Source organism: Paraburkholderia sp. RL17-337-BIB-A, from assembly GCF_046025895.1.
Lineage (GTDB): Bacteria > Pseudomonadota > Gammaproteobacteria > Burkholderiales > Burkholderiaceae > Paraburkholderia > Paraburkholderia fungorum_C.
On sequence record NZ_JARESY010000004.1, the window covers coordinates 796,253 to 821,978 of the forward strand.

Genomic DNA, 25,726 nt, shown 5'->3' on the forward strand with positions numbered 1-25,726 from the left:
ACGCTGATTGACCACGTAGACGACGTCCTGCGCTGAACCAGCGTACGAGCGTGCCTTCAGGTAACCTTGATAAAGATCACGAAACAGCAAAATGCGCCGAAGTGATGCGCGCACGGGCGGCCGTAACGGATCGAGCGAATCCGTCGGCGTCCTGCGCGATCGACAGCGCCGCCGCAAGCATTGCTTGATCCAACTCAATCGGAACGCAAGCACCACGGGTATGTTGAAGCAACGTCCACCACGCGCCTCGCGGCGGTCCGGCTGCATTCCGACAGTGACGAACATGAAAAGGAAAATCGACGTGCAACACTCTGACCCGATTCACGCGCCGGTATTGCGCGCTGACGCCAACCTCGACGGCCACAGTCCTGACAGTGGCAAGTTCTATCTCGTCGGCGGCGGTATTGCTTCGTTGGCGACCGCGACGGGCACATACGCGGCTGCGACATCGCCATTCTTGAAGCACTCGACAAGCCCGGCGGCAGCCTGGACGGCGCGGGCACCGCGGAAGGCGGCTATGTCGTCCGCGGCGGTCGCATGCTCGAAAGCAAGTATCTGTGCACCTACGACCTGTTCTCGTCGATTCCGACGCTGGATGGCAGCAAGAGCGTGACACAGGAGATTTTCGACTGGAACGAGACAATCAGCACCTCATCGAAGTCGCGACTCGTCAGAAACGGAAAACGCGAAGACACGCCCGTTTATGGCCTCGATGAAAGGCATCTGCTGACGCTCGGGCGGCTAACGATCGAACCGGAGGTCATGCTCGGCGACAGCCGGATCTCGGACCATTTCGAATCGTCTTTCTTCGAGACCAATTTCTGGTTGATGTGGTGCACGACGTTCGCTTTCCAGCCCTGGCACAGCGCGGTCGAATTCCGGCGCTACCTTCTGCGTTTTGCGCATATGTCCGCTGGATTCAACCAGTTGCATGGCATCATGCGCACGGTCTACAACCAGTACGACTCGATGATCCGGCCGCTGCGCCGCTGGCTGGACGACCACGGCGTGACGTTCCGGCCGGACACCCGGGTGACGAATCTGCTGTTCGACGAAACCGGCACAGAAAAGCGGGTGCGCGGCATCGTCTGCGAACGCGCGCATGAACGCGTCGAGTTGCCGGTCGGGCCGACGGACAAGGTCATCGTGACGCTCGGCTCGATGACCGCCGCTTCCAGCCTGGGCGACATGGACCGCCCCGCCGCGTTGAATGCCGCCGACGCCACGGGCGCCTGGCATCTCTGGAAAACCATTGCCGCGGGCCGCCCCGAGTTCGGCCACCCGTCCGTCTTCGCGGATCATATCGACGCATCGAAGTGGCTCTCGTTCACCGTCACGTTGCGCGACCCGACGCTGTTCCGGCTGATCCGTGACCTGACCGGCAATGTGCCGGGCGAAGGTGGCCTGATCACGCTCGCGGAGTCGAGTTGGCTCGCGTCTATCGTTCTGCCGCATCAGCCACATTTCATCGGCCAGCCCGCGGACGTGCAGGTGTTATGGGGTTATGGTTTGCGCGTCGACAAGCCCGGCGATTTCGTGACCAAGCCGATGCTGGCCTGCACGGGCCGGGAAATCCTGACGGAGATTCTGGCCCATTTGCGGGTGGAGGCGGAGTCTGCCCGAATTCTCGACCACGCCAACTGCATTCCCTGCCTGATGCCGTTCATCACGAGCCAGTTCCTGCCGCGCCGCCGTGGCGACCGGCCTGCCGTGGTGCCCGAAGGCTGGCATAACCTTGCGTTCACCGGGCAGTTCTGCGAGTTGCCCAACGATGTCGTGTTCACCGTCGAGTACTCGGTGCGTTCGGCGCAGAATGCGGTGTATGCACTGCTCGGACTCGATCTCGCTGCACCGGAGGTCTACAAGGGCCGGCATGATCCGAGGGTTGTCTACAAGGCGTTTTCTACGCTACGGGACTGCTAGTCAATGCCATGCAGCGTGCGGCCGCCTGTCCTGGCAGCGCACGCTTACGACTATCAGCGAGGTGATCGGATGGACGTCGACGGCGGGCCGCAGACCAAAAACGTTCGGACGCTGCTCGCACGTCTGAAGGAGCATCGGTTGGCGCGCGTCGGCCCGGGCCTCATCGCCGGTGTCGCCGACGACGACCCGAGCGGCATCGCCACGCTGGTGATGGGTGCGGCCGCGGTGCTGATACTGCTGCCGGCTTAGAGGCGAACACTGCGAGTCGACGACTTGCGCGCGGCCGCAGGTGGCGTCACTGTTCAAACCGCGCTCGCGGCACCCGCCGCCAGCTCGACAATATCCGCCGTGATTTCGTCCTGACGGACCTGGCGGTAGTTTTGCGTCAGGGCTTCGAGCGTCTCTTTCACGTTGGCGCGCGCGGCCAGCATGGCGCGCACGCGTGCTTCGTTTTCTGCGGCAAACGAAAGCATCAATGCCTCGCACAACTCGACATACACATAGGCTTCGACCAGCCCGGCAAGCAGGCGCCCGGCGGGCAATGTGAGCAACGGCGGCTGGCTGCTCCGCGCCACCTCGAAGCGCGAAAAATCGAACGGAATCAGACGATGTTCGACGATCTCGATATGCGCCGCGATGCCGGGCACCGCATGAATGACCGTGACATTCGTTACGGCCCGCCGCTCGAGACGCCCGTAAAGCGCGTCGGTGATACGGTTGGCCAGGGCGGGCACATCGTCGGCATGGGACGCTGCCGGCGAACTCCAGGCAAATGCGAGGTGGCGTCCGCTGGCGGCGATCCCGCCACGCGTTCCCACGAGCAGAAGCTCGCAGTGCGCTGTCGCGAGACGGGGCAGCACGTGGTCGAGGATCTGTTCATTGAATGCGCCGACAAAACCCTGCTCCGCGCACAGCGCGATGGCGATCTGCGCGGCATCTGCCGGCGCACGCGCGGGCGCCCCGGCACCGTGGGCAAGTACGGCGCCGATCGCCGCACCGACCGTCGAAGCCGACGAGCGGATGCCAGGCAGCCGCTTCTGTGCTTCGCGCGAGCGCGCTGCCGCAATCCCGCGCATGGCGCCGATCACGGCGTCCAGCTGCCGGGCAGTGGCGCTGCGCGATTCGATTTCGGAGAGTTTGCCGCTCATCGCACATTGCCGATGCCGGACGTGCCGGTCGCTGCCGGCGGCGTCAACTGCTGGACGAGCTCGCGAACCGCGGCGACGAGCTCAGTCTGAAGCTCGGCGTCGAACGGCGCGGACGGTGAGCGTGCGCGGGCTTGCGCCAGTTCCGATTGCACGCGCGGGCTCTGAAGCCGCGCGGTCAGTTGGGTGCGCACCTGCGTGACAATCCCGGCCGGCGCCGCATCGAATACGCCCTGCGACAGCGCGGTCAGCAGCGCGATTTCATCGATGGTGCGCAGAGCGCTGAAGCGCGGCTGTGCAATCAGCGCGCGGATGCGTTCCCCGCGCGCGATCTTGCCGGCGACACGCGCGTCCGTCAGTCCCCCGAAGCGGCTAAACATTTCCAGCTCGAGAAACTGCGCGTAATCGAGGCGCAGGCGGCCCGACACCTCGCGTAACGCCGGATGCTGCGCCTTGCCACCGACCCGGCTCACGCTCAAGCCCACATCGACCGCCGGCCGCTGGTTCGCGGCGAACAGCGCGGCGGCCAGCACGATCTGCCCGTCTGTGATCGAAATCAGGTTGGTCGGGATATAAGCGGAGAGGTTACCCATATCGGTTTCCGCAATCGGCAGCGCGGTCAGCGAGCCGCCCCCCAGCTTGGACGACAACTTCGCTGCGCGTTCAAGCAACCGGGCGTGAACGTAAAAGATGTCGCCCGGATAGGCCTCGCGTCCCGGCGGTTCGCGTGTCAGCAGCGCCAGCTCGCGATGCGTCGCCGCGTGTTTCGTGAGATCGTCGATGACGACTAGCGCGTGCTGTCCCCGGTCGCGAAAGTACTCGGCAATGGTGAAGGCCGCGAACGGTGCGATCCACTGCAGGCCGGGCGCCGATGCCGCGGCGGCGACAACGAAGATGCAGCGCTCGGGGGCGCCATACTGACGCACGGATTCGATCACCCGCTGCACGCCGGTCGTGCGCTGGCCGATCGCCACATACACGCAGATCATGTCCGACTGCTTCTGATTGACGATCGCGTCGATGGCTAATGCGGTCTTGCCGGTGGCGCGGTCCCCGATAATCAATTCCCGCTGCCCGCGGCCGATCGCGAACAGCGCGTCGACGAGGAGCACGCCGGTTTCGACCGCCTCGCTCACCAGGTCACGCTCGATGATCGCCGGCGCCGGCCGTTCAACCGCCATGCGCAGCGCCGCCACGACAGGCTCGTCACGGTCGAGCGGCCGCCCGAGCGGGTCGATCACGCGCCCTAGCAGCCCTTCTCCCACCGGCACCTCCAGCACGGTGCCGGTGCGTGTCACGCGCGTGCCAGCTTCGACCCCGGTCCCATCGTCCAGCAGCACGACGCTGATAAGGTCTGCGTCCAGCGTGTGAGCAAACCCCGTTGCGCCGCTGTCGAAATGGAGCAGTTCATTGAGGGCCGCGTCCGGCAGTCCCGAGACAAACGCGATGCCGTCGCCGAACCGCTCGACGCGTCCGAGCGTTTCAGCATACGGCTTAACCGTAGTGCGGGCCAGCGTGTTGCGCTGCGCTGTGAGCCACGGATCTTCGGCCATGTCAGCTGGGTACATGAGCGTCATGCAGCAGCGCCGCCCTGATCTGCGTAAGATCGGCGCCGAAGCTGTTGCGCACCACGGCATGAGCGGCCCGCAGTTCCAACCCGGCGATCAGTTGCGGATCGACCTCGATCTCGAGCGACACCGCCCGGTTCAGACAGCCCGCGAGCACAGCACGGCAATGTTCCAGCTCCTGAGGACTCAGCGCACGCGGCGCGGCTAGCGTGAGCGTCACACCGTTTCTGCCGAGCTGCGCGCGAACCGGCTCGGGGAGTTGTGCCATGGCGTCGGCGAGACCATCGATGAAGCCGCTCACGCGCACGCTCTCCGGCAACTTCGCGAGCAGCTTTGCCGCGATGTCGACGGCGAGCTGGGTGGCCCGGACCGCGACGAGTTTGTCCTGCTCGACGCGCGCGGCTTCGGCTTCGGCGTCGGCGGCCGCGCGCAGTCTGTCTGCATCGGCATGCGCGGCAGCGAGTAATGCGGCCTTTTCCGCCGCCGCTTCGGCAGCCACCGTTTTCATCGCGTCGCCACGAGCAGCGACAAGCTGCTGCGCCTCGCGAGCCGCCGTGTCGCGCTCGAGCATCGCAGCGCGCTTCGCCGCGTCGGCGTCCGCGATCAGCGTCTGCGCCGCCTTCTGTCGCTCGGCGATGATCCCCGCGACCGGGCGGAACAGGAAGCGCGCCAGCAGCCAGATCAGGACCAGGGCATTGATCGTCTGTAGCGCGAGCGTCGACCAGTCGATTCGCATGACCGCCGCCTATTTCACGAACGGGTTGGCAAACAGCAGGAGCAACGCGATCACGAGGCAATAGATCGCCATTGTCTCGATCATGGCCAGCCCGACGAATAGCGTGCGAGACACGGTGCCGGCCGAGTCGGGCTGCCGCGCGATCGCATCCATCGCGGCCGCAACGGCGCGGCCTTCGGCAAGCGCCGGGCCGATCGCGCCGAACGATACGGCGAGCGCCGCAGCGGCGATGCTGACGATTTCAATGAGATTATTCATGAGGCTTCGCCCTTTTTCACACTAACGGGATGATGGGTATCGCTGATCGCCGCACCGATGAACACCATCGACAGAACGGCAAAGATGTAGGCTTGCACGGCGCCCGTAAGCAGGTCCAATGCCATCAGCGGAATGGGAACGAGCAGGCCGGCGAGCGAAAGAATGATGCCGATCACGAACACCCCGCTCATCACGTTGCCGAACAGGCGCACGACGAGGGAAAACGTGCGCGTGATCTGCTCGACGACGTTTAGCGGAATCATCACCCAGCTCGGCTCGGCAAAAGCAGCGAAGTAGCCCGCCGTGCCACGCGTGCGAATGCCGTAGAAAATCGTCGCAGCCAGCACGATCAGGGCGAGCGCGACATCCGTCTCAAGGTGCGCGGTGGGGGGTGTTACACCGGGCGCCAGTGCGCACCAGTTCGCGATCAGCACAAAGAGGAACAGTGTGCCGATCAAGGCGCGATAGGTGGCGGGACCGGTTTGCATAGTGTCGCGGATCTGCTGATCGATGGTCTCGACCAGCAACTCCAGCACGGTTTGCACCTTGCCCGGCGTGAGCGACAGGTCGCGGGTCAGCCAGACGGACACCGCGGTCGTCAGGACGATGATTGCCCAGGTCGCGAGAACGGGCTCGGTGATCGAGAGCGGACCGAGATGCAGAAGCGGCGCGGTGGCCAGCGGCGAAGCTGTCATCGCTGGTCTCCATAGCGCCGCATTGCGATGGCGCGTGCGAGCAGAAAGCCGGCCATGCCGGCAAGCAGCGCCAATGCGCCGACGTGCGCGAGCAGGAACAGCAGCACACCGGTGAGGGCGAAGCGGGCAAGCTGTAACGCCAGCGCTGCGGCCGCGCGGCCCTCGACGAAGAGCGGCCAGTTCCAGCGCAGCGACATGAAATGCCACGCGCCGGCCAAACTGCCGAGCGCGAGCCCCACGGCCAACTGCGCGATCATTTGTAGCGGACTAGTCATCGCGCCCCCGTTGCTGACGATGCATCCACTTCCATGCCGACCAGAAGCCGATCGCGGCGCCGATCATCAGCAGCGGTGCCGAGAAGAACACGCGCGTGCCGAAGGTCCGGTCCAGCCAGTGTCCGAGCGCGAGTCCCATCAGCGTCGGCAGGACAATGGCCCAACCGAGAATGCCAATCTGGCCGAGCCTGCTCCCTAGCGACGGCTCCGGTTCCGCGCGTCCGCGCGAATCGAGCCTGGCGGCCTGGCGGGCCGCGCCGGCCATCCGGTCGTCAGGCGGTTTGCGCTCATCGGTCCGGTGGAGATTCATGGTGGATTGGCTCCCATACTGGGTCCGTCGGGTCCGTCCACGCCCGGGCTCGGACGTAGATAGCGCAACATCTGACGCACGGCGCGAGCATGCAGTCGCAATTGCTCGACACGGGCACGCCGCGCCGCATCGTCCTCCTCGGCATGGCGGCTGCGGACCCCGGCTTCCAGACTTTCCAGCGAATCGCCTGCGATTGCTTCGCGGCAGGCAATCGATATCTGGACGCCGCGCGACACCAGCAGTACGCCGCCATCCACCGCGCAATAGCGCGTCGTACCGTCCGAGCAGGTCCAGCGGACCACCGACGGCGTCAGCAGCGTCACGAAATCGGCATGTCCGGCGCGGATGCCGAACGAGCCGCTTTCGTCTTCCGCGCGCAGGGACACGATCTCGATAGCGTCGAACCACACCCGCAACGGTGTCGCCACAGTCAGGGTCAAAGGCGCGGCGCTCATTGGACAGGCTCCATGCCGTGCGCCGCCACATCCTGCGAGGCGACGGCCTTTTCCTTGCGGCGGCCTTCGTCGAGCGTGCCGATCATATAGAGCGAGCTTTCCTGCCACGTATCGCACTCGCCGGCGAGAATCGCCTTGCAACCGGCGATCGTGTCGGCGACCGCCACGGAACGGCCTGCTTCGCCCGTGAAGGCTTCGGTGACCGCGAACGGCTGCGTGAGAAAGCGCTGCAGGCGCCGCGCACGTCCTACGAGCACGCGGTCTTCGGCGCCCAGTTCCTCGATTCCGAGCAAAGAGATGACGTCCTGCAACTCGCGGTAGTGCTCGATGATCCGGCGCACCTCGGTCGCGACCGCCGCGTGCTCTTCGCCGACCACGAGCGGATCGAGCAGGATCGACGACGATGCGATTGGATCGATGGCGGGATACATGCCTTCCCCGGCCATCGCGCGGGACAGCACGACCATGCTGTCGATGTGCGCGGCAATCGCGGTCACGGCGGGATCGGTGAAATCGTCGGCGGGCACGTAGACGGCCTCGATTGCGGTGACCGACACGTCGCCGACCGAAACAATGCGCTCCTGCAGACTCGCGACTTCGCTTGCCAGCGTAGGCTGATAGCCGACTCTCGAAGGCATGCGCCCCAGCAGGCCCGACACCTCGGCACCCGCCTGCACGAAGCGGAACACGTTATCCATCAGCAGCAGCACATTCTGGCGACGTTCGTCACGGAAATATTCGGCGATCGTCAACGCCGTAAACGGCACGCGCCAGCGCGCGCCTGGCGGCTCGTTCATCTGGCCATACACCAGCACGGTGCGCGCCAGCACGCCCGACGTGCGCATGTCGAGCAGCATCTCGTGCCCCTCGCGCGAGCGCTCGCCAACGCCGGCGAACACCGAAATGCCCTGGTAGCGCTCGACCATCGCGTGGATCAACTCCATGACCAGCACGGTTTTGCCGACACCCGCACCGCCGAACATCGCCGCCTTGCCTCCCTGGGCGAGCGGCGCAAGCAGGTCGATCACCTTGATGCCGGTCGAGAACAGCGTAGTCGTCCCGGTCTGCGCCGCGAGCGGCGGCGCAGCGCGATGAATCGGACGGCGCTCGATCTGCGCGGGAAGTGCGGGACCGTCGTCACGGGTCGTGCCCGTCACGTCGAGGAGCCTCCCGAGCACCGCCTCGCCGACCGGCGCCTCGATGGGACCGCCACACGCACGCACGCGCGCGCCGCGCCGCAGTCCCGCCGTCGATTGCAGCGCCAGCGCGCGCACCATCGTTGCGCTCAGATGCGTCTGCACTTCGGCCAGCACCGGCGCGAGATCGTCCGACAGGATCAGGAGCGCGTCGTCGATGGGCGGAAGCTGATTCCCCGCAAACCCGACGTCGACGACCGCGCCCCGCACAGCGACTACGCAGCCGTCGCTTTCGTCGCTTATGGCGGGTTGTCTTGCTGATGACGGTGCTGTTGCATGAGTCGACATAATCGTGGATCCTTGCGGCCGCTTCCCGGACAGTCACAAGATACGTCCGCGATCGGCCGATAAAGTGACTTCCATCAAACGTATGAGAAATGACGCCTCGCGATAGCTCGCGATACCTGAACAGGAGACTGACTACTCCCTGCCCACTGTCACGAAGCGCCGACGAACGAGCGGAAATTCATTTCCACCGCGCGGATCTGCTCGGCGCAACTGCTGTACAGCCAGCCCGCGCTGCCGTCCGTGCGATACATACCCCGGCACATGCCTTTGAGGCTGATCGTGGTGCCTCCACTCTCATCGGTCGTTCTCGTCGCCCACACGTAGACGGCGCCGAACATGTGTGGCTCGGCGGTTTCGATCGCCGTTTCGTCGGCGCGGCGGATCGGCGTCACCGAACGCTCGGCGATATATTTTTTCGTCAGGCCCCACAAACGATCGCAATCAACGCGACCGGAACAGCTCACCGAAGCCTGGGCGCGCGCCTCTTCGAGCTGGATCTCAGTATCGCGAAGAGCAGCAACGCGTGTCTGCGTGGTGCATGCCGCGAGCCCGGCGATGGTCAAGGCCAGAATCAGTCTGTTGTCCATGTCCGCGCATTCCCCGGGCGAATCAGCACATCCATTCGAAATTCTCGGATCTGGCAAGGCGGTGCTTAAGTCCACTGACAAAAGCCGCAAGCGCAACGTGTGCGCCGTGATGGACCTCGCTTGCAGTGACCTTGCATTCAGCGACAGCCGGCTTGCCCACAATCTGCTGCATCTCATGCAGCGCCTTGTCAGCGCCTCGTCCGCCGAAGCTGCAAAAGAACGCCACCTGCGGCAGCCGCGCTCGATTCTCCATGAGGTACGAACGCACCGGGGCCGATACCGAACCCGCCCACACCGGCGAGCCGATGACAACGAGGTCGTACGCCGAGACATCCAGCCCCGCCGGTACGATTTCAACGTGCCGCTTGCGGATGGCATCGACCAGCGAGCGCAGATAACCGCCGGGTCCTTCGCGATTGCTGCAGTCGCAGATCTCCTCGAGATCGGCGCCCAGCATCCCTGCAAGCGCCGACGCGAGTGAACGCGTGGTGCCGGTGCGCGAGAAAAAGACGACAAGAACCTTAGCTTCGGACATTTCGATCTCCGTACCACGTGCCGGTATGCGTTCACATGCGGGATTCGCAGTGCATGCCACGAGCATAGGTGCGGCGGGAAGAATTCTCATGATCCATGTCAAGCGTCCAACTCGACCATCATTACTGCGCCATCGATGTGTAGGGAATCCCTTACACCAACGCAGGACGCCCTACGCCAAGCTCAGCGTCACCTGATTTCTATCGACCCTGCGCTGACCAATACTGAATTTCAGGACAGCAGCCATTGATTGCCTCGCGATGCCCTCGAAGAGCGCGCGGAGCGCAGACCTGCAAGGAGACCGGCCATGCCGAACGTCACTTTTTCCGTCCGCGCCGCAGCGCTGGCCGGACAACCGCAAGACACACGCGATGCCGCCAGCGAATTCGATGAAATCCTCGCACTGGCCCGTGAGGCCGGCATGCTGATCACGCTGGACGGGCAAATCGGCCGCGAGAAATACCAAAGCATCGCGGGTTCGCTGCACGCCTTCAAACGCTTCGCTGAAGCGTTCTGCGAAAGCCTCGGCCAACGCGCGGCAATGTGACGAGCGTGCGGCTCATCCGCCAAAAGAGGTGAGGCAATGAAGCTGAGTTTTCTGGGTGCGGCAGAAACCGTCACCGGCTCGAGGTATCTGCTGGAGGGAGCAGGCCTTCGGGTGCTGATCGACTGTGGGCTCTTTCAGGGCACAAAGAATCTGCGGCTGCGCAACTGGGGAGCGTTCCCGGTTCCGGTCGAAACGCTCGATGCCGTGATCCTGACGCATGCCCACCTGGATCACAGCGGGTATCTGCCGGTCCTCGCGCGGATGGGTTATCGGGGACCGGTCTATTGCACCCGAGGCACCCGCGATCTGTGCGAAGTAATGTTGCGCGACAGCGCCAGACTGCAGGAAGAAGAAGCCGCCTTCGCCAACCGCCATGGATTTTCGAAACATCATCCGGCGCTGCCGCTATACACGCTTGAAGATGCCGAAAAGGCGCTTCAATTGCTCGTGCCACGCGAGTTCGATGTACCGAAACGGCTGAACGAGCAAGCGTGCTTCCGGCTGTTGCCGTCCGGGCATATTCTGGGTGCTGCCCGCGTCGTGGTGTGTATGGAAGGCAAGGTGATCGCCTTCTCGGGCGACGTTGGCCGTCCGAAAGATCCGATCATGCGCGCGCCGATGCCGCTTGCGCACGCCGACTATCTGGTGATCGAATCCACTTACGGGGATCGTCTGCACGAGCCGGGCGATCCGGCCATCGAACTCGCCGAGGTCTTTGCACGCACCTTCCGCCAAGGCGGTGTGGTTGTGATTCCGTGTTTCGCGGTCGGCCGTGCGCAATCCATTCTTCACTACATCGCCCGTCTGAAGGCGGCCGGACGGATGGCCGATGTGCCGGTTTATCTCGATAGCCCGATGGCGTCGAGCGTCACGCAACTGTACCGGCATCACGTCGGCGAGCATCGCCTCACGATGACCGAAGCCAACGCGATCAGCAGCGCTGCCGCAATGGTGCGTACCGTCGACGAATCTAAAGCCGTCTCGGCCCGGCACGGTCCGATGGTGGTAATCGCCGGCAGCGGGATGGCGACCGGCGGACGAGTCGTCCATCACCTGAAGGCGTTTGCATCTGATAGTCGCAACACCATCGCGCTGGTCGGCTACCAGGCTGCCGGCACACGCGGCGCGGCGCTTGCCGCCCATGTGCCCGCGATCAAGATTCACGGCGACTATGTGCCGGTGCGGGCTTCGGTCGTCACGCTTTCGTCGCTGTCGGCCCATGCGGATTACCGGGAACTGACGACATGGCTCGGCTCCATCTCCGTGCCGCCGGAGCGAACGTTCGTCACCCACGGCGAGCCCGGCGCCGCTGACGCGCTGCGGCGTCATCTGGAAGAAACCCTTCACTGGCGCTGCGAGGTGCCCATCTACCTCGAAACCGTCGAGCTGCCCGGCTCGGATGCCGACACAGCCATTCATCCGTGCGCGGCCACCACCATGTCCACCGTCGAAGCGGCTGATCCAGATCAACTGACCAAGCCGCCCGAAGTGACCTAATCAACGTATGTTGAAATTACCGAGGTCGTGTCATGAAAAATCTGGCGGATTCATTGGTGAGGCCGTCGGCACCCAGATGCACGCGCAAGCGTCGGCGAGTTCGTCGGCTTCAACTCGGCGTGGGGTTACTGGGTCAGCGCGTGGATCGGCAAAGTCGGCTATCTCGTCATCGTATTCGGCACACTCGGCTATTTCTTTCCGGTGTTCGGCGACGGCAACACACGCGCCGCTGTATTGGGCGCCTCGATCGTGCTATGGGTCATGCACGCGTTGATTCTGCGCGGCGTACGCAGCGCGGCAGTGCGAATGCGATCACAACCGTCGCCAAGGTCATCCCGCTGCTACTGTTCATCCTGCTGGCGATCGCGGCATTCAGAAGCCACATCTTCGCGCAGGACTTCTGGGGCAGCCCGAAGCTCGGCGGCGTGTTCACACGGGTCAAAGGCACGATGCTGATCACCGTATGGGTATTCATCGGCATCGAGGGCGCAAATGTGTTTTCGGCCCGCGCGCAACGTCGCGAGGATATCGGACGCGCAACGATGCTCGGTTTCGCTGGGGTGTTGCTTCTGCTGATGGCCGTTTCGCTGCTGTCGCTTGGCATCGTCTCGCAGAGCGATCTGGCCGCAATGAAGAACCCGTCGATGGCTGGCGTGCTCGACAAGGCCGTCGGCACCTGGGGAGCGGTGCTGATCAGCATCGGGCTACTGGTGTCGGTTGGCGGTGCGCTGCTCGCGTGGTCTGTCCGCACTCGAAGTCAGCGACGAAGTCTTCGAGTCGAATGCGTCGATTGTGTTTTCGCAGGCTGAAAACCGCATGCATACGATCAAGGCAGTACTCGTGGCGACACTGGCTTAAGGAACCATTATGCGCATCCTGATTGCACTCGGCGGCAACGCACTGCTTCGGCGCGGCGAGCCGATGACGATGTCACACCAGATCGCCAATATCCGCCGCGCCGCACAGCAGATCGCGCTGCTGGCCGACGGCAACCAGCTGGTCGTCGCGCATGGCAACGGCCCTCAGGTCGGCCTGCTGGCATTGCAGGCCGCCGCCGCTGGCGCAGCTTGCGCGGCACCGCTCGATGTGCTCGATGCCGAGTCGGAAGGCATGATCGGCTATCTGCTCGAGCAGGAACTGGCTAACGCATTGCCGCCGCAGCGGCAAGTGGCGACGCTGCTGACGCGCGTCGAGGTCGAGGTCGACGCCGGCGATTCAGCCTTCACTCTTCCCACCAAGCCAATCGGTCCCGTTTATACGGAGGCAGAGGCCGAACGTCTGGTCATCAGCAACAGCTGGACCGTCGCTCGGGACGGCGACGGCTTCCGGCGCGTCGTCGCATCGCCAAAGCCGCAACGTATCGTGGCTCTTCAGCCCATTGAATGGCTGCTTGACCATGATGTCGTCGTGATCGCGGCGGGCGGCGGAGGCATTCCAGTAACGGTTGCAAGCGATGGCAGGACTCGCTCCGGTGTAGAGGCCGTGATCGACAAGGACCTGTGCAGCGCCTTGCTTGCGGCTGATGTGGGCGCCGACATGCTACTGATCGCGACAGATGTCGATGCGGTTTTCGCCGACTGGCACACACCTTGCGAGCGCGTGCTGCGCGAGATGTCGGTAGCGGGACTTCGGTCAATGTCCTTCCCGGCCGGCTCAATGGGGCCGAAAGTGGAGGCAGCGTGCGAGTTCGTCGCGCGCACTGGCCGGCCGTTATCGGCTCGCTTGACCGCATAGAGGAAATGGCGCACGGCACGGTGGGCACACGCGTCACGCGCATGTAGGCATCGTCAGAAAAGACAAGGCGGTCGTTCGGCGCTGCGTTGGCCAGCACCGTCGCAATGTCTTCGCCATCCCGCGCTTAATCGGAATGGGGACAGCCTCGTCGCGGCGTGTGTTCATGCTGCCGCTTTGAGCGCCAATTGCGGCGAAGTCCGGCGCGCAATACTACAAATAGCCAGTACGAAACAACAACCGCCGCGAAAGATAGACCCCATACATAGCCGACGAGCTGCCAGAACTCGGCGAGCCTCCCGAGGTTCACCGACGCCACATATCCAGTCACGTCGTCGGCCGCATCCGCGAACGACGCCCGATACATGAAGAATGAACGGCAGATAGCGTCGTCCGGCTGTTTGGCCAAAAAAAGCGATCCGGCTGGCATTGCCCGTACCCCGGCACATTCCGGCGCCGCGATGCCGGCCAGGATCGCGCTGTCGATCGGCTGGTCGTAAACCGAACCTGCCCAAGTGACGGAAACTGCGATCACCGCGCTCAAGCCAACAATTTGTAATAGTCGGCGTACCCAAGGGCGCGGATTTTCTTCAATCACACGAATCATCACAGCGCTCCTTCGCTTCTTCCTGACACCAGAACGCGTACAAACCGATTTGCCCGCTCGGAGCGCGATTGAGTGACGTCGATATCCCGAGCGACGTATCTCAAGACACGGCCTCAGGGTACCTACCGGCCAAACTATCGATGCCGGAATGGGCCGCGCCGATTGCGCTGCACTGCTATGGGTCACGCATATATCCGGAGAGCCCGCCAGCGTTCAGAGGCACCGATGGCAAGGAGAGTGGCGATTGCCGGCAGGGCCATTGTGGTGATGTCGATCAGCATGTGTGCTTCTCCTTTGAGTCGTTACGTACTGGCGGCTGCGGGAACTTCTAAAGACGATGGTCCGCCATCGCAGTAGACCTGCGAAGTTCAGTGAGAGGTTTGCGCTATATCAAACCATGCGCAGCCGCCTGGCTCGGCTACTTACCCGCCAATCTGCCTGCCCTGCTCGTGCGGCATCGCCCGTCCAAACTGACGCGTGCCAGATTTCAGTCACGTTCACTTCGAATTCCCCCAGCGACATTCTCATTGACAAAAATCAACGGCAGCAGCTACCGAGCGTCTACAGTCCAAGGGGGCGTCGGCACGGAGCGCGATCACATCGCGCCATGGCGGTCCGTCTACAAGATTCACAACCTGTCCGATGCCGATGTCACGTTCCTGTTGACGAGCGGTGGTCACAACGCGGGCATCGTCAGCGAGCCTGGGCATCCGGACCGGCACTTCAGGATGAAACTCAGGGCGGCCGACGATCTTCGCATTGGCCTCGAAGAATGGCTCGCCGATGCGAAGATCCAGGACGGATCGTGGTGGCCCATATGGAGCGAGTGGCTCAAAGCACATTCGAGTACGCAGCTCGTGGCACCGCCGCCGATGTCGCTCGACGCGAGCGGTCATGCGCTCGCGGACGCACCCGGCTCTTACGTTTTTCAGGTCCAGGAGGCATCGGTGAACGATATCCTGTTGCGAAACCGGACGTTCGATGAACTTGAGATCGGCGAATCGGCATCGCTTGTGCGCGTAGCTTTGCAGAATGACATCGATCTGTTCGCCGCCATTTCCGGCGACGTCAATCCCGCCCACATGGTTGCCGTAGTCGCATCGGGCGATCGGTTCGGTCATGTAGTGATCCACGGGATCTGGACCGCAGGATTGATCTCCGCCCTGCTGGGCACGAGGCTACCCGGCCCCGGCACCCTCTATCTCGACCAGACCTTGCAGTTCCGCCATCCGGTCGCGCCCGGCGACACTATTACCGCTACCGTGACGGTCAGGGAAAAACGCCCGGGCAAGCACACTGTGCTGCTCGACACCTGTTGCACGAACCAGGCCGGCGACACCGTCCTGTTGGGGACTGCAACGGTCATTGCCCCCTCGGCTTCGGTTGTATGGCCATCGGCACCCCGGCCGGACGTCTCCGTACGCCGCCATAACCGCTACGAGGCATTCATCCGGGAAGCGCGCGTGCGTCCCGCACTGCGCATAGCAATCGTCCATCCGTGCTCCGCGGAAGCCATCCAGGCAGCGATCGACGCCCGCGACGAAGGCTTGCTCGATCCAGTACTGATCGGCCCGGAGGCAAAAATCCGCGCGGCTGCCGAGGCAGCGAATGTGAGCCTCGACGGCGTACCGATTGAAGCAGTTGAACATAGCCACGCAGCCGCCGCACGTGCGGTCGAAATGGGGACGGCCGGTCAGGTTGCCGCCTTGATGAAAGGTAGTCTGCATACGGACGAACTGCTCGCTGCTGTCGTTGCGCCGGCGTCTGGCTTGCGCACCGCGCGTCGGATCAGCCATGTCTATGCGATGGATGTGCCGGCCTATTCGAAGCCGCTGGTTGTCACAGATGCTGCCGTCAATATCACGCCATCGCTCGAACATAAGCGTGACATCTGCCAGAATGCAATAGACCTGCTGCATCTGCTCGGCGTCGAACTGCCGCGGGTTGCGGTGCTTGCCGCCGTGGAAACGGTCAACGCAAGAATGCCGACCACGCTCGACGCGGCCGCCCTTACCGTGATGGCAGCACGTGGCCAGATCACCGGGGCGCTGGTTGATGGCCCGCTTGCTTTCGACAACGCCATCAGTTTTGCTGCAGCGAGGACCAAACAGATCAATTCGCCCGTCGCAGGTCAGGCGGACATTCTGCTGGTCCCGGATCTCGAAGCGGGCAACATGCTCGCAAAGCAACTTGTGTACTTCGCCGGCGCCGATGCAGCGGGCCTCGTGCTCGGCGCCCGCTTGCCGATCATTGTGACCAGCCGCGCCGACAGCGCTCGCGCTCGCCTCGCTTCCGCGGCGCTCGCCAAGCTGGCCGCCGAACGCGCTCCGGGAGGACCGATCTGGTCATGAGCGCCCTACTTCTCCTGACGTTGAATCCCGGCCCTTCGACAGTCAAGCTCGGCCTATTCAGCGTGCTGGACCGTGACGCATCGAGAATCGGCCATGGCGTGATCGATTTACGGCACCGGCCGCTGCGCCGATCTGGCTGCGCGCCGCATTCATGCCCACACGATCTTCACCGGTGCGGTGAAAACCACGATCGAGGAGGTCGGCCGGATCGCCACCATTCTCGCGAGCGACGCAGACATGACGGTGACCGGCTCGACGGTCTACGCGGACACGGGCTTTCATGTCATGGCTTGAGCACGGATTGCCATCGGCGCACCCAGATGAAGTGTCGCGCGCTACTGCGCCGTTGATCTGAATCAACGCCGGCGCCTGGCTGGCTCCTAGACTCAGATCACGCGTTCATGCGCCCCTCACCCACTTCTGGAGCATTGCAATGACCTACAAAACCATCGTCGTTCACCTGGATACAAGTGAGCGCGCGCATCCCAGGCTGGAACTTGCCCTGCGGCTCGCCAGGCAGTTCGACGCCTATCTGACCGGCGTGTTTGCCGTGTTCTCGCCCGATCCGCGTTCGCTCTACGTGATGGCCGGAACCGCCGAATACTATGGCACGCATGAACAGCTGCGCGCGGAACGCCGTGGCGCGCTCGAACGGCTCTTTCATGCGGAATTGAGCCGTGCGGAAGTTGCCGGCGAGTGGATCGCCGACGACGCCCCAGCTAGCCTCGCCGTGCCGCGTCACGGTCGTTGCGCCGATCTGATCATCGCCAGCCAGGACGCCCCGCACGATCCGGAATCGTACGTCGGCGACTATTTTCCTGAAAACCTGATCATGTCCGCGGGCCGCCCGGTATTGCTGGTGCCGTACGCCAGCAGCGTGACGTCGCCCGGTGCGCACGTGATGGTCGGCTGGGACGGGAGCCGCGAAGCCACCCGCGCGGTACACGATGCGCTGCCGTTCATGCGCGCGGCAAAGACCACCACGGTCGTCACCGTCAACGGCGAGCGGGGCGAGCCGCGCCCGCGCATTCCGGGCGCGGATATCGCGACCGTCATCGCGCGGCACGGCGTCAACGTCGAGGTCAAGGATATCGAGGCCTACACCGGCGCGTCGATCGGTGACGCGCTGTTGTCGCAGGCATCTGCGATCGGCGCGGATCTGCTCGTGATGGGGGGTTACGGGCACGCTCGCTGGCAGGAACTGGTGATGGGCGGAGCCACCCGCACGATCCTCAAATCGATGACCGTGCCGGTACTGATGTCGCATTGATGAACCGCAGCCTCGAGTCCGTTCCATTCAGGAGAGTTCACCATGTATCAACATATCCTGGTTGCCGTAGACGGCAGTGAAACGTCCGCGCGCGCCCTTGACGCAGCATTGCAGCTCGCGCGCGACACCAGCGCAAAACTGCAACCCCTTTTTGTCGTTGACGTCCCCATGCTGGTATATGCCACGCCCGGCACCGACCTGACACATGCCCGCAATGCACTATTGGAGCAAGGCGAAAATGTAATCGCAGACGCCGTCGCGAGCATGAAGCGAGCCGGCGTGCAGGGCACGCCGCGCATCGCCGAGACCGAACTGGCAGGCGACGACATCGCCCATTGCATACTGCGCGCCGCAAGCGAGTTCAAGGCCGACCTGGTGGTAATGGGCACCCACGGGCGGCGAGGCGTCCAGAGGCTGGTGCTCGGCAGTGTCGCCGAACGTTTTCTGCGCATCGCGCAGTGTGCGGTGCTGATGATATCGGCGCATAACGCCAAACCCGTGGCAAGCAGCGTACAGGCAGCCGAACCGATCAAGGAACCGTCATGACCTGCAAAACCCTGCTGGTGCATCTCGACGACAGCACCCATAGCGCCGCGCGAATCGAATTCGCGCTTGAACTGGCCAGCCGGCACGACGCGCATCTGATCGGCCTGTACGTGGTTTGTCAGGATCTGACGCAGCCGATGTTTCTTCACGGCGAACGCGCGTTGTTCGCGACTCGCGAAGCGCAATATGATGCCAACCTCAAAGACGCGCAAGCGCGCTTTCTGGCGGCGGCCGAACGCGCCGGGCGCAGCGTGGAATGGCGGGCGCCGTCAGGGCCGGCGGTGGAAACGGCAGTCCTGCACGCGCGTCACGCCGACCTCCTGATCCTCGGCCAGGATGATCCCGACGACCCTTCGTCCTATATTGCACGCCACTTTGTCGAGGACGTGCTGATGGCCTCGGGCCGCCCCGCGATCGTGCTGCCCTGTGCCGGGACTGTCCGTTCGTTTGTCGAAAACGTCCTGATCGCGTGGGACGGCAGCCGCGAGAGCGCCCGGGCGATGGCCGATGCCTTGCCGCTGATCAAACGCGCGAAATTCGTCACCGTGATGACCGTACAGCGGCACCCGGATAGTGAAGCGCCAGCGGGCATCGACGTCGCCGCCTGGCTTGAGCGGCACGACATCCAGGCGGGATTTTCGGCCACACCCAAGGTGGCCGGCGTCCCCACGGGCGCGCTGCTGCTGAACATGCTGGCCGATCATCATATCGATCTGCTGGTGATGGGTGCATATGGACATACGCGCGTGCAGGAACGGCTACTCGGCGGCGTCACACGGACCATGCTTCAGTCGATGACCGTGCCGGTGCTGATGTCGCACTGATCTGGCGATTCAGGAATTGCGCGCGAAAAACCCCTCGCGCAAATTCAAGCGCCCGGGTTGGGCGTTTTTTATTGGAGCCTCGGCTCCCTCAACGCACCACTGCACCATTACAGGCTCGACGGGATCTCGTCCATGTCCCGTTCGCGCCGAACCAGTAGAACGGGCATCTGGGCCCGCCGCAAAAATGCCTCGGCGACACTGCCGAGCAACATCCGGCCGATGCCATGCCGCCCATGCGTGCCCATCACCACGAGATCGGCTTCGCACTCTTGCGCCGCACGGCAGAGGACGGTGACGATGTCTTCGCCATACGCGTCAATCGTTCGGGTCAATCCGCGCACGTTGCGCTGCTCAAACAACGCGCGGGCGTCTTCGAGCGCGCCATCGCTGCTCCAGTCGCCGCTGTACCGATTGCCTGCTCCTCGATTAATCCAGTTCCTACGTCGACCATTTGCGCAACATGTTCGGCGACAAATATCGCCGTCACCGTTGCCTGCACCGCTTGGGCGATTTTTAGCGCTTCTTCGAGCGCGAGTTTCGCGGCCTGGCTGCCGTCAATTGCTACGAGAATCCGTTTGTACATGATCTTCTCCCTGAATTCGCGTCCGTCCCGAACCGGCGTAGTTATCAGGCGGCGACGAACTTTCAGTCTGCAGTTCGCAGAACGGAATGCGCTTGACGACGATCAAGCGCCGACGGCTTGCTGTCTGCCAACCTGCCTGTACGGTGCGACTCCCATGGCGAATTCGCGGCATACTGGCCCGATCCGTGCAGACCGGGGACAATACGCAATGCACGTGTTCTACCGGTTGGTCGCAACTAAATAAAATCATAGTGACGTTCCCGATCCGCGCCTGTGCCATTAACCAGGGTTGCGGATTGCCTCACCATCCCATGAGGCGCACATGCCCTTTCGCGGTAAGACGCCGTTTGCCAAGAGATTGCTTTCGCCCATGCGGGTTGTCCCTCATGAACGGCGTCCCGTGCTTGTCGCCGCGCTCACATTTGCTGCCGTTCTCGTGGCCGCGCTCGGTGCGTGGCGCTGGGCCGGCGAACAGTCATTGCGCGCCGCGAACCACCGCTTCGAGCAGAATACCGCGCATATCACTGCTGATCTGCGGCGTGAGTTCGCTACCGGCGAAGCGCTGCTGCGCGGCGCGGGCGGCTTGCTCTCCGCCGCGCCGGCGGTCGATGCCGATGCCTGGCGCCGATACGTCGCGCAACTCGATCTGGACGAAACGTCGTCGGTTGTGCGCGCGCTTGGCTATGCTGAGGTTGACGCCGCCGGTGTTGCCCACCTGACGGGCGGCACCGGCAACATGGCCGGCCAGGCCGCCGCGCCACAACCGGTCGCGCCGGTCACCCAGATGGCGCCGGCCACGGTCGATGCGATGCCGGTCGGCTACGACCTGGCTGGCGCTCCCGCGAGCCGTATGGCGTTGCTGCACGCCATTGATAGTGGCGCAAGCGCGCTCGACGCGGACGCGGCGCCGTTCGGCGATACCGGTTCGAACGCCCACCCGCGTCTTTACCTTTATTTTCCGGTGTATTCGGACGCCGGCTCGCCACCGACGCCACAAGCGCGCCGTGCGGGCATCAGGCGGCTACTGGTAGCGGCGCTGGACACCGGCCGCGTGTTCGATAACGCCCTCGCCCGGCAACGGCGCATTGATCTGCAGGTCTTTAGCGGGACCCCTGCCGCGTTGCTTTATTCGTCCGCCGCGGGAAATGACGACCTGGTGGAGACGGCGCCTGTCATCCGTAAAACCGATACCTTGCGAGTCGGCGGTGTGCCTATCACGCTGTCCTTCACGGCGAGCGGTCGCTATCTGCGAGCCGAGGACGAATTTGCAGAAACGACGGTGCTGATCGCCGGTGTGGCGGCAGCATGCCTGTTCAGCGCCTTGGCCTTCCTGATAGCACGCGAACCCGGCGGCGGATCTGTTGCGACGAGCAAGGCGCGCAGCCAGTCGACCCTGAACGAGGCACGCATGATGGGGATCATCCGGTCGTCGATGGAGGCGATCATCACCGTCGACGAGCGACAGAACATTGTTATCTTCAATCCAATGGCCGAACAGGTTTTTGGATGCTCCGCGATGGAAGCGGTCGGCGCCTCGCTCTCGCGCTTTATTCCCGAGCGCTTTCGCGGGGGACACGAGCGGCATGTCGAACAGTTCGGTGTGACCGGGGTTTCCGACCGGCAGATGGGCAAGCAGCGTGTGCTGTTCGGCTTGCGGGGCAACGGCGAAGAGTTTCCTATCGAAGCGTCGATCTCTCAGATCCGCGACGGCGATGGCAAGCTGTACACGGTCATGCTGCGTGACATCACTGAACGGATCAAAGCGGAAAATGCGCAGCGGCGATCGCGCGAGGAACTGCGCGAACTCTCGGCAAATCTGCAAAAAGGTCGCGAGGAAGAAAAAACCCGCATCGCACGCGAGCTGCACGACGATCTCGGGCAGCAATTGACTGCCCTCAAGATGGACATTTCCTCGCTCGAACAGGAGCTTGAAACTACCGTCGAGCCGCGCCTGCTGCAACAACTGAGCGGAATGCGCCGGCTGATCGACGCGACGGTCGCCTCCGTGCGCCGCATCGCTGCCGACTTGCGTCCGGTCATGCTCGACGATCTCGGCCTGATTCCGGCGATTGAATGGCTCGCCAATGACTTTACCAACCGCTACGGCATCGACGTGGAGCGGCGGATCGAAGTCGGCAACGCCAGCTTTACACCGGGGGGCGCGACGACGCTATTTCGCATCGTGCAGGAAGCGCTGACCAATGTCGCCCGGCATGCGGAAGCGACGCTCGTCACGCTGACGGTGCATGTCGAGGGCGGCGTGTGTGTTGTGCAAATTGCGGACAACGGTCAGGGCGCGAGCCACCCGTCCTCCTCCGCGGAGAAATCGTTTGGTTTGCTCGGTATCCGCGAGCGTGCGCACATGCTCGGCGGCACGGTCGAAATCCATACTTCCAGCGGCAAGGGCTTCAGGTTGACCGTTACCTTTCCAGTCTTGGCGGTGCAACAACAGGAGATGCAAACATGACGCGAGTGTTGATAGCCGACGATCACGCTCTGGTGCGTGATGGCCTGCGGCATATCCTGCAAGGCGCAAGCGGCTTCGAGGTGGTCGGCGAGGCCAATGACGGCGCCAGCACGATTGCGCTGATCCGCGCGAGCGCTGCGGACGTGCTCGTGCTCGATCTGTCGATGCCGGGACGCAACGGCGTCGAGCTGATCAAACAGATCAAGGACGAAAAGCCGGCGCTGCGAATTCTCGTGCTCACCATGCATGCAGAGCAGCAGTACGCGGTACGCGCTTTCAAGGCGGGCGCCTCAGGGTATCTCACCAAGGAAAGCGCCAGTGCCGAACTGGTGACCGCCGTCACCAAAGTCGCAAGCGGGGGCGTTTATGTCAGTCTGGCGATGGCCGAGCGTTTTGCGCAGAGCCTGAACGAACCCGCCGACACGTTGCCTCATCAGCGCCTGTCCGACCGGGAGTTCGATGTGTTCCGCCGCATCGCCGCAGGGCAAACCCTCACCGAAATCGCCGCGGAATTGTGCGTCAGCAGCAAGACGGTGAGTACCTATAAAACGCGCATTCTCGAAAAAATGCAGATGCCGCATGAAGCCGCATTAGTGCGTTACGCGCTACGCCACAAGCTGCTCGGAGACGACGACGAAATATAGATCTGGATCCGGGACGGCGCACAGGCCGGCGGCTTAGATCCAATCGTCACATCAATTTCCCGGTCGCGCGGCTACATCCACCCTCACATTCAACCTGTGTAGGAAATTCCCTACACGCCTTCGCGCTCGCCTACCCGAAGTTCGTTCGCCGCCGATTTTATTTTGAGACGGCGAGGCCGATACTTCGAGCCATGAACTCAAGCCCGTCCCAACAAGCACTGCGTGTTTTCCTCGTTGAAGACACGATCCCGATCAGACAACGGATGGCGGCGCGCTTAGGCGCAATCGACGGTGTTGAGATTGTCGGCGAAGCCGAGGAATCAGGCACCGCGCTCGCCGGTATCGACGCTACCGCAGCCGACGTCGTAGTCGTGGATTTTCGCCTGACTAGCGGCACCGGCATGGAACTGCTGCATAGCCTCACGCAGAGTGCGTCGCGGGTGATTGCCATCGTGCTGACGAATCATTCGAGTGCGTGGTTCAGGCAGGCGTGCCTCGCCGCCGGCGCGCAGTACTTCTTCGACAAGACGAGTGAATTCGATCTTGCGTGCAACACGATCCAGCGGATTGCCCACGAGCCTGGCGCACGTGGCCTCGAATACACAGGAGCACATCATGTCTGACGTCGCCGAATATTCCGAAATCATGCCGCTTCAGCGTGTCCCGCTACCGGCGTCCGGCCATTCCGCGCCCGCACCGTCAGTGCATTGCCGCCCCGCCGCGCGCTGCTCAAGCTGCTCGCTGCGCGCGATCTGCATGCCACAAGGCTTGACGCCGGCCGAACTGGAGCGCATGGAGTCGCTGATGTGCGCTTCGCGTACGATCAAACAGGGTGAATCGCTATACCGCGCCAACGATTCGTTCCAGAGTATCTATGCGGTGCGCGCCGGTTCGTTCAAGACCGTCGTCATGCATCGCGACGGTCGCGAACAGGTCACCGGCTTTCATCTGGCCGGCGATTCGCTCGGTCTGGACGGCGTATGTTCGGGCAGGCACAGCTGCGATGCGCTCGCCATCGAGGACAGCAACGTCTGCATTATCCCGTTTCATCTGCTCGAAGTCATGTGCCGCGAGGTGAAGGTCGTGCAGCAGCACGTCCATCGTCTGATGGGCGGCGAGATCGTTCGCGAGGCAACCCTCATGATGCTGCTGGGCACGATGTCCGCCGACCAGCGGGTCGCCGCCTTCCTGCTGAACCTCTCGGGAAGGCTCAAGACGCGCGGCTACTCGCCCGCCACATTCAATTTGCGCATGACACGCGAGGAGATCGGCAGCTACCTGGGGATGAAACTGGAAACCGTCAGCCGCATGTTTTCGAAATTTCAGAAGGACGGTCTGGTTGATACGCATGGCAAACAGATCAGGATTCTCGACCTCGAAGGCCTCGCACGCGTCTAGGCCCAGACACGAGATGCACGGGGCTAGACGAGGCAGCTTCGATTGATACCGGGTTTTAGCGGCGATCCCTCGAAAGGTGCGTGTTCCGGCGGCACAGTTAGCCGCCTCTTTTTCGTGCCGGAGGATCGGGGTGCTTTAGCGGATCGACAGCACCGCCGCACCCGTCAGCTTCCCCTGGCGCAGATCGCTGAGCGCCTGATTGGCATCGCCCAGTGCATACGTCGTCGTTTCGATCTGGAGCCGTGTTTGTCCGGCTACCCGCATGAAAGCAGTGCCGTCCTCGCGCGTGAGATTCGCTACCGATACTACGCGCCGCTCGCCCCACAGGAACGCATAAGGGAATGACGGAATGTCGCTCATGTGAATGCCCCCGCACACGACCACCCCACCCTTCGCAACCGCCTTCAGCGCGGCCGGCACCAGCGCGCCCACTGGCGCGAACAGCAAGGCAGCATCGAGTTCGACCGGCGGCGCTTCATCGCTGCCTCCAGCCCATGAGGCTCCGAGACGCAGCGCCAACTGCTGGGCGGCAGCGTCGCCCGGACGCGTGAACGCATACACCGACCTTCCCTGATGGCGTGCAACCTGCGCAACGATATGCGCGGCCGCGCCGAATCCGTATATCCCGATTCGTGGTGCGTCGCCCGACATGCTGAGCGTGCGGTAACCAATCAGCCCCGCGCATAGGAGCGGAGCCGCTTCGACGTCGGAATACTGCGCCGGCAAATGAAAGCAATACCGGCTGTCGGCGACTGTCCGTTCCGCATAGCCGCCGTCGAGCGTATAGCCGGTGAAGCCCGGGGCGTCGCAGAGGTTCTCGCGCGCGCTCAAACAATAGCGGCAGTGCCCGCACGTGTGCCCGACCCAAGGCACACCGACGCGATCGCCGATCGCGAAGCCCGTGACGTCGGCGCCCAGCGCCACGACCGTACCGACGATTTCATGCCCGGGAATCACCGGCCGTTTCGGATGCGGCAGTTCGTGATCGATCAGATGCAGGTCGGTCCGGCAGACACCGCACGCGTGAATGTCGATCAATAGTTCGCCGACGGCGGGTACCGGTTCTGGAACCTGCATATCGCTCAGCCGCGATTCGCTGCCGTCGAACACCATTGCGCGCATTGCGTTCTCCTCGATCGGACCGCGAAACCGCGGCAGCGGGACTGAAAAGCGCTGCTCAAGCGCCATCATTCATTTCACTGCAATTCGAGCACTGGCGCTTGATCTGAGTCAAGCCGCACATGACGGCATCTGACACGATGGCTTCACGAGATGATCGACAGCCGCGTAG

Annotated in this window: 25 protein-coding genes and 5 pseudogenes; 16 read left to right on the forward strand and 14 right to left on the reverse strand. The window is 63.3% G+C overall.

Features of this window, described 5'->3' with window-relative positions:
• The first annotated feature begins 334 nt into the window (after positions 1–334).
• Positions 335–1,923 (forward strand): annotated as a pseudogene (locus P0D84_RS48655) (oleate hydratase).
• 69 nt (positions 1,924–1,992) lie between these two features.
• A complete protein-coding gene (locus P0D84_RS48660) occupies positions 1,993–2,172 on the forward strand; it encodes a hypothetical protein (protein ID WP_408351720.1) in 180 nt (59 codons plus the stop codon).
• A gap of 53 nt (positions 2,173–2,225) precedes the next feature.
• Here P0D84_RS48660 and P0D84_RS48665 read toward each other — a convergent pair whose 3' ends face one another.
• From P0D84_RS48665 to P0D84_RS48715, 11 genes are all read right to left on the reverse strand, one after another.
• On the reverse strand, positions 2,226–3,071 hold the full coding sequence (locus tag P0D84_RS48665) for a F0F1 ATP synthase subunit gamma (RefSeq protein WP_408351723.1): 846 nt from the start codon (positions 3,069–3,071) through the stop codon (positions 2,226–2,228).
• The gene (locus P0D84_RS48670) at positions 3,068–4,645 is read right to left on the reverse strand and encodes a F0F1 ATP synthase subunit alpha (RefSeq protein ID WP_408351726.1); all 1,578 of its coding nucleotides are present in this window, start codon (positions 4,643–4,645) and stop codon (positions 3,068–3,070) included. Before P0D84_RS48670 ends, P0D84_RS48665 begins: the two co-directional genes overlap by 4 nt.
• Positions 4,623–5,372, reverse strand: a complete 750-nt coding sequence (locus P0D84_RS48675; protein ID WP_408351728.1) for a F0F1 ATP synthase subunit delta — start codon at positions 5,370–5,372, stop codon at positions 4,623–4,625. Before P0D84_RS48675 ends, P0D84_RS48670 begins: the two co-directional genes overlap by 23 nt.
• A gap of 9 nt (positions 5,373–5,381) precedes the next feature.
• On the reverse strand, positions 5,382–5,630 hold the full coding sequence (locus P0D84_RS48680; protein WP_012427417.1) for a F0F1 ATP synthase subunit C: 249 nt from the start codon (positions 5,628–5,630) through the stop codon (positions 5,382–5,384).
• Positions 5,627–6,325 carry a F0F1 ATP synthase subunit A gene (locus P0D84_RS48685; protein WP_408351733.1) on the reverse strand — a complete coding sequence of 233 codons (699 nt, stop codon included), beginning with the start codon at positions 6,323–6,325 and terminating at the stop codon, positions 5,627–5,629. Before P0D84_RS48685 ends, P0D84_RS48680 begins: the two co-directional genes overlap by 4 nt.
• A complete protein-coding gene (locus P0D84_RS48690) occupies positions 6,322–6,600 on the reverse strand; it encodes an N-ATPase subunit AtpR (protein ID WP_408351736.1) in 279 nt (92 codons plus the stop codon). Before P0D84_RS48690 ends, P0D84_RS48685 begins: the two co-directional genes overlap by 4 nt.
• Positions 6,593–6,910 carry an AtpZ/AtpI family protein gene (locus tag P0D84_RS48695; protein ID WP_408351739.1) on the reverse strand — a complete coding sequence of 106 codons (318 nt, stop codon included), beginning with the start codon at positions 6,908–6,910 and terminating at the stop codon, positions 6,593–6,595. The genes P0D84_RS48690 and P0D84_RS48695 overlap by 8 nt, the downstream gene beginning before the upstream one ends.
• Entirely contained in the window at positions 6,907–7,365 is a 459-nt protein-coding gene (locus tag P0D84_RS48700; protein ID WP_408351742.1) for a F0F1 ATP synthase subunit epsilon, read from the reverse strand. Before P0D84_RS48700 ends, P0D84_RS48695 begins: the two co-directional genes overlap by 4 nt.
• A complete protein-coding gene (atpD, locus tag P0D84_RS48705) occupies positions 7,362–8,849 on the reverse strand; it encodes a F0F1 ATP synthase subunit beta (protein ID WP_408351745.1) in 1,488 nt (495 codons plus the stop codon). Before atpD ends, P0D84_RS48700 begins: the two co-directional genes overlap by 4 nt.
• Before the next feature lie 149 nt (positions 8,850–8,998).
• Positions 8,999–9,436 (reverse strand): hypothetical protein, encoded by a 438-nt coding sequence (locus tag P0D84_RS48710; protein WP_408351748.1) that lies wholly within the window; start codon positions 9,434–9,436, stop codon positions 8,999–9,001.
• A gap of 22 nt (positions 9,437–9,458) precedes the next feature.
• A complete protein-coding gene (locus P0D84_RS48715; RefSeq protein ID WP_408351751.1) occupies positions 9,459–9,971 on the reverse strand; it encodes a flavodoxin family protein in 513 nt (170 codons plus the stop codon).
• 306 nt (positions 9,972–10,277) lie between these two features.
• Here P0D84_RS48715 and P0D84_RS48720 point away from each other — a divergent pair, with 306 nt between their 5' ends.
• From P0D84_RS48720 to arcC, 5 genes and pseudogenes are all read left to right on the forward strand, one after another.
• Positions 10,278–10,517: a hypothetical protein gene (locus P0D84_RS48720; RefSeq protein WP_408351754.1), complete on the forward strand. Its 240-nt coding sequence runs from the start codon at positions 10,278–10,280 to the stop codon at positions 10,515–10,517.
• Positions 10,518–10,553: 36 nt separating this feature from the next.
• Complete coding sequence (locus P0D84_RS48725) at positions 10,554–12,014, forward strand: MBL fold metallo-hydrolase RNA specificity domain-containing protein (protein ID WP_408351757.1); 1,461 nt, start codon at positions 10,554–10,556, stop codon at positions 12,012–12,014.
• A 78-nt stretch (positions 12,015–12,092) separates the two neighbouring features.
• Positions 12,093–12,760, forward strand: a pseudogene (locus P0D84_RS48730) (amino acid permease); the annotation flags it as partial.
• Positions 12,761–12,767: 7 nt separating this feature from the next.
• Positions 12,768–12,872, forward strand: a pseudogene (locus P0D84_RS48735) (ornithine carbamoyltransferase); the annotation flags it as partial.
• A 9-nt stretch (positions 12,873–12,881) separates the two neighbouring features.
• Positions 12,882–13,795 (forward strand): annotated as a pseudogene (gene arcC, locus P0D84_RS48740) (carbamate kinase).
• Positions 13,796–13,872: 77 nt separating this feature from the next.
• On the opposite strand, the gene P0D84_RS48745 reads toward arcC, so the two are convergent.
• The gene (locus P0D84_RS48745) at positions 13,873–14,352 is read right to left on the reverse strand and encodes a hypothetical protein (protein ID WP_408351760.1); all 480 of its coding nucleotides are present in this window, start codon (positions 14,350–14,352) and stop codon (positions 13,873–13,875) included.
• Between the two features lie 947 nt (positions 14,353–15,299).
• Between P0D84_RS48745 and P0D84_RS48750 the strand changes: the two genes are divergently transcribed.
• The 5 genes from P0D84_RS48750 (at position 15,300) to P0D84_RS48770 (ending at position 19,343) form a co-directional block, all read left to right on the forward strand.
• Positions 15,300–16,703 (forward strand): bifunctional enoyl-CoA hydratase/phosphate acetyltransferase, encoded by a 1,404-nt coding sequence (locus P0D84_RS48750; protein WP_408351976.1) that lies wholly within the window; start codon positions 15,300–15,302, stop codon positions 16,701–16,703.
• 177 nt (positions 16,704–16,880) lie between these two features.
• On the forward strand, positions 16,881–16,997 hold the full coding sequence (locus P0D84_RS48755; protein ID WP_408351763.1) for an SDR family oxidoreductase: 117 nt from the start codon (positions 16,881–16,883) through the stop codon (positions 16,995–16,997).
• 139 nt (positions 16,998–17,136) lie between these two features.
• Positions 17,137–17,973 carry a universal stress protein gene (locus P0D84_RS48760; RefSeq protein WP_408351766.1) on the forward strand — a complete coding sequence of 279 codons (837 nt, stop codon included), beginning with the start codon at positions 17,137–17,139 and terminating at the stop codon, positions 17,971–17,973.
• Positions 17,974–18,015: 42 nt separating this feature from the next.
• On the forward strand, positions 18,016–18,519 hold the full coding sequence (locus P0D84_RS48765; RefSeq protein WP_408351769.1) for a universal stress protein: 504 nt from the start codon (positions 18,016–18,018) through the stop codon (positions 18,517–18,519).
• Complete coding sequence (locus tag P0D84_RS48770; protein ID WP_408351772.1) at positions 18,516–19,343, forward strand: universal stress protein; 828 nt, start codon at positions 18,516–18,518, stop codon at positions 19,341–19,343. The genes P0D84_RS48765 and P0D84_RS48770 overlap by 4 nt, the downstream gene beginning before the upstream one ends.
• A gap of 107 nt (positions 19,344–19,450) precedes the next feature.
• Here the strand turns inward: P0D84_RS48770 and P0D84_RS48775 are convergent.
• Positions 19,451–19,926, reverse strand: a pseudogene (locus P0D84_RS48775) (universal stress protein).
• A 322-nt stretch (positions 19,927–20,248) separates the two neighbouring features.
• Here P0D84_RS48775 and P0D84_RS48780 point away from each other — a divergent pair.
• The 4 genes from P0D84_RS48780 to P0D84_RS48795 all read left to right on the forward strand — a co-directional run bounded on the left by P0D84_RS48780 (position 20,249) and on the right by P0D84_RS48795 (position 24,435).
• The gene (locus tag P0D84_RS48780) at positions 20,249–22,393 is read left to right on the forward strand and encodes a sensor histidine kinase (protein ID WP_408351775.1); all 2,145 of its coding nucleotides are present in this window, start codon (positions 20,249–20,251) and stop codon (positions 22,391–22,393) included.
• The gene (locus P0D84_RS48785) at positions 22,390–23,037 is read left to right on the forward strand and encodes a response regulator (protein WP_408351778.1); all 648 of its coding nucleotides are present in this window, start codon (positions 22,390–22,392) and stop codon (positions 23,035–23,037) included. The genes P0D84_RS48780 and P0D84_RS48785 overlap by 4 nt, the downstream gene beginning before the upstream one ends.
• 191 nt (positions 23,038–23,228) lie before the next feature.
• Positions 23,229–23,660 (forward strand): response regulator, encoded by a 432-nt coding sequence (locus tag P0D84_RS48790; RefSeq protein WP_408351780.1) that lies wholly within the window; start codon positions 23,229–23,231, stop codon positions 23,658–23,660.
• Positions 23,653–24,435 (forward strand): helix-turn-helix domain-containing protein, encoded by a 783-nt coding sequence (locus P0D84_RS48795; RefSeq protein WP_408351783.1) that lies wholly within the window; start codon positions 23,653–23,655, stop codon positions 24,433–24,435. The genes P0D84_RS48790 and P0D84_RS48795 overlap by 8 nt, the downstream gene beginning before the upstream one ends.
• Before the next feature lie 135 nt (positions 24,436–24,570).
• On the opposite strand, the gene P0D84_RS48800 is transcribed toward P0D84_RS48795, so the two are convergent.
• The gene (locus tag P0D84_RS48800) at positions 24,571–25,557 is read right to left on the reverse strand and encodes a zinc-dependent alcohol dehydrogenase family protein (RefSeq protein ID WP_408351786.1); all 987 of its coding nucleotides are present in this window, start codon (positions 25,555–25,557) and stop codon (positions 24,571–24,573) included.
• Positions 25,558–25,726: the final 169 nt, after the last annotated feature.

What these genes read in the sequence shown, in the direction of transcription:
- P0D84_RS48800 (WP_408351786.1), bottom strand. Translation starts at nt 25,557, where the DNA reads ATGCGCGCAATGGTGTTCGACGGCAGCGAATCGCGGCTGAGCGATATG.
- P0D84_RS48695 (WP_408351739.1), bottom strand. Translation starts at nt 6,910, where the DNA reads ATGAATCTCCACCGGACCGATGAGCGCAAACCGCCTGACGACCGGATG.
- P0D84_RS48715 (WP_408351751.1), bottom strand. Translation starts at nt 9,971, where the DNA reads ATGTCCGAAGCTAAGGTTCTTGTCGTCTTTTTCTCGCGCACCGGCACC.
- P0D84_RS48700 (WP_408351742.1), bottom strand. Translation starts at nt 7,365, where the DNA reads ATGAGCGCCGCGCCTTTGACCCTGACTGTGGCGACACCGTTGCGGGTG.
- atpD (WP_408351745.1), bottom strand. Translation starts at nt 8,849, where the DNA reads ATGTCGACTCATGCAACAGCACCGTCATCAGCAAGACAACCCGCCATA.
- P0D84_RS48665 (WP_408351723.1), bottom strand. Translation starts at nt 3,071, where the DNA reads ATGAGCGGCAAACTCTCCGAAATCGAATCGCGCAGCGCCACTGCCCGG.
- P0D84_RS48795 (WP_408351783.1), top strand. Translation starts at nt 23,653, where the DNA reads ATGTCTGACGTCGCCGAATATTCCGAAATCATGCCGCTTCAGCGTGTC.
- P0D84_RS48760 (WP_408351766.1), top strand. Translation starts at nt 17,137, where the DNA reads ATGACCTACAAAACCATCGTCGTTCACCTGGATACAAGTGAGCGCGCG.
- P0D84_RS48685 (WP_408351733.1), bottom strand. Translation starts at nt 6,325, where the DNA reads ATGACAGCTTCGCCGCTGGCCACCGCGCCGCTTCTGCATCTCGGTCCG.
- P0D84_RS48710 (WP_408351748.1), bottom strand. Translation starts at nt 9,436, where the DNA reads ATGGACAACAGACTGATTCTGGCCTTGACCATCGCCGGGCTCGCGGCA.
- P0D84_RS48680 (WP_012427417.1), bottom strand. Translation starts at nt 5,630, where the DNA reads ATGAATAATCTCATTGAAATCGTCAGCATCGCCGCTGCGGCGCTCGCC.
- P0D84_RS48670 (WP_408351726.1), bottom strand. Translation starts at nt 4,645, where the DNA reads ATGACGCTCATGTACCCAGCTGACATGGCCGAAGATCCGTGGCTCACA.
- P0D84_RS48725 (WP_408351757.1), top strand. Translation starts at nt 10,554, where the DNA reads ATGAAGCTGAGTTTTCTGGGTGCGGCAGAAACCGTCACCGGCTCGAGG.
- P0D84_RS48720 (WP_408351754.1), top strand. Translation starts at nt 10,278, where the DNA reads ATGCCGAACGTCACTTTTTCCGTCCGCGCCGCAGCGCTGGCCGGACAA.
- P0D84_RS48675 (WP_408351728.1), bottom strand. Translation starts at nt 5,372, where the DNA reads ATGCGAATCGACTGGTCGACGCTCGCGCTACAGACGATCAATGCCCTG.
- P0D84_RS48765 (WP_408351769.1), top strand. Translation starts at nt 18,016, where the DNA reads ATGTATCAACATATCCTGGTTGCCGTAGACGGCAGTGAAACGTCCGCG.
- P0D84_RS48785 (WP_408351778.1), top strand. Translation starts at nt 22,390, where the DNA reads ATGACGCGAGTGTTGATAGCCGACGATCACGCTCTGGTGCGTGATGGC.
- P0D84_RS48690 (WP_408351736.1), bottom strand. Translation starts at nt 6,600, where the DNA reads ATGACTAGTCCGCTACAAATGATCGCGCAGTTGGCCGTGGGGCTCGCG.
- P0D84_RS48780 (WP_408351775.1), top strand. Translation starts at nt 20,249, where the DNA reads ATGCCCTTTCGCGGTAAGACGCCGTTTGCCAAGAGATTGCTTTCGCCC.
- P0D84_RS48660 (WP_408351720.1), top strand. Translation starts at nt 1,993, where the DNA reads ATGGACGTCGACGGCGGGCCGCAGACCAAAAACGTTCGGACGCTGCTC.
- P0D84_RS48745 (WP_408351760.1), bottom strand. Translation starts at nt 14,352, where the DNA reads ATGATTCGTGTGATTGAAGAAAATCCGCGCCCTTGGGTACGCCGACTA.
- P0D84_RS48790 (WP_408351780.1), top strand. Translation starts at nt 23,229, where the DNA reads ATGAACTCAAGCCCGTCCCAACAAGCACTGCGTGTTTTCCTCGTTGAA.
- P0D84_RS48770 (WP_408351772.1), top strand. Translation starts at nt 18,516, where the DNA reads ATGACCTGCAAAACCCTGCTGGTGCATCTCGACGACAGCACCCATAGC.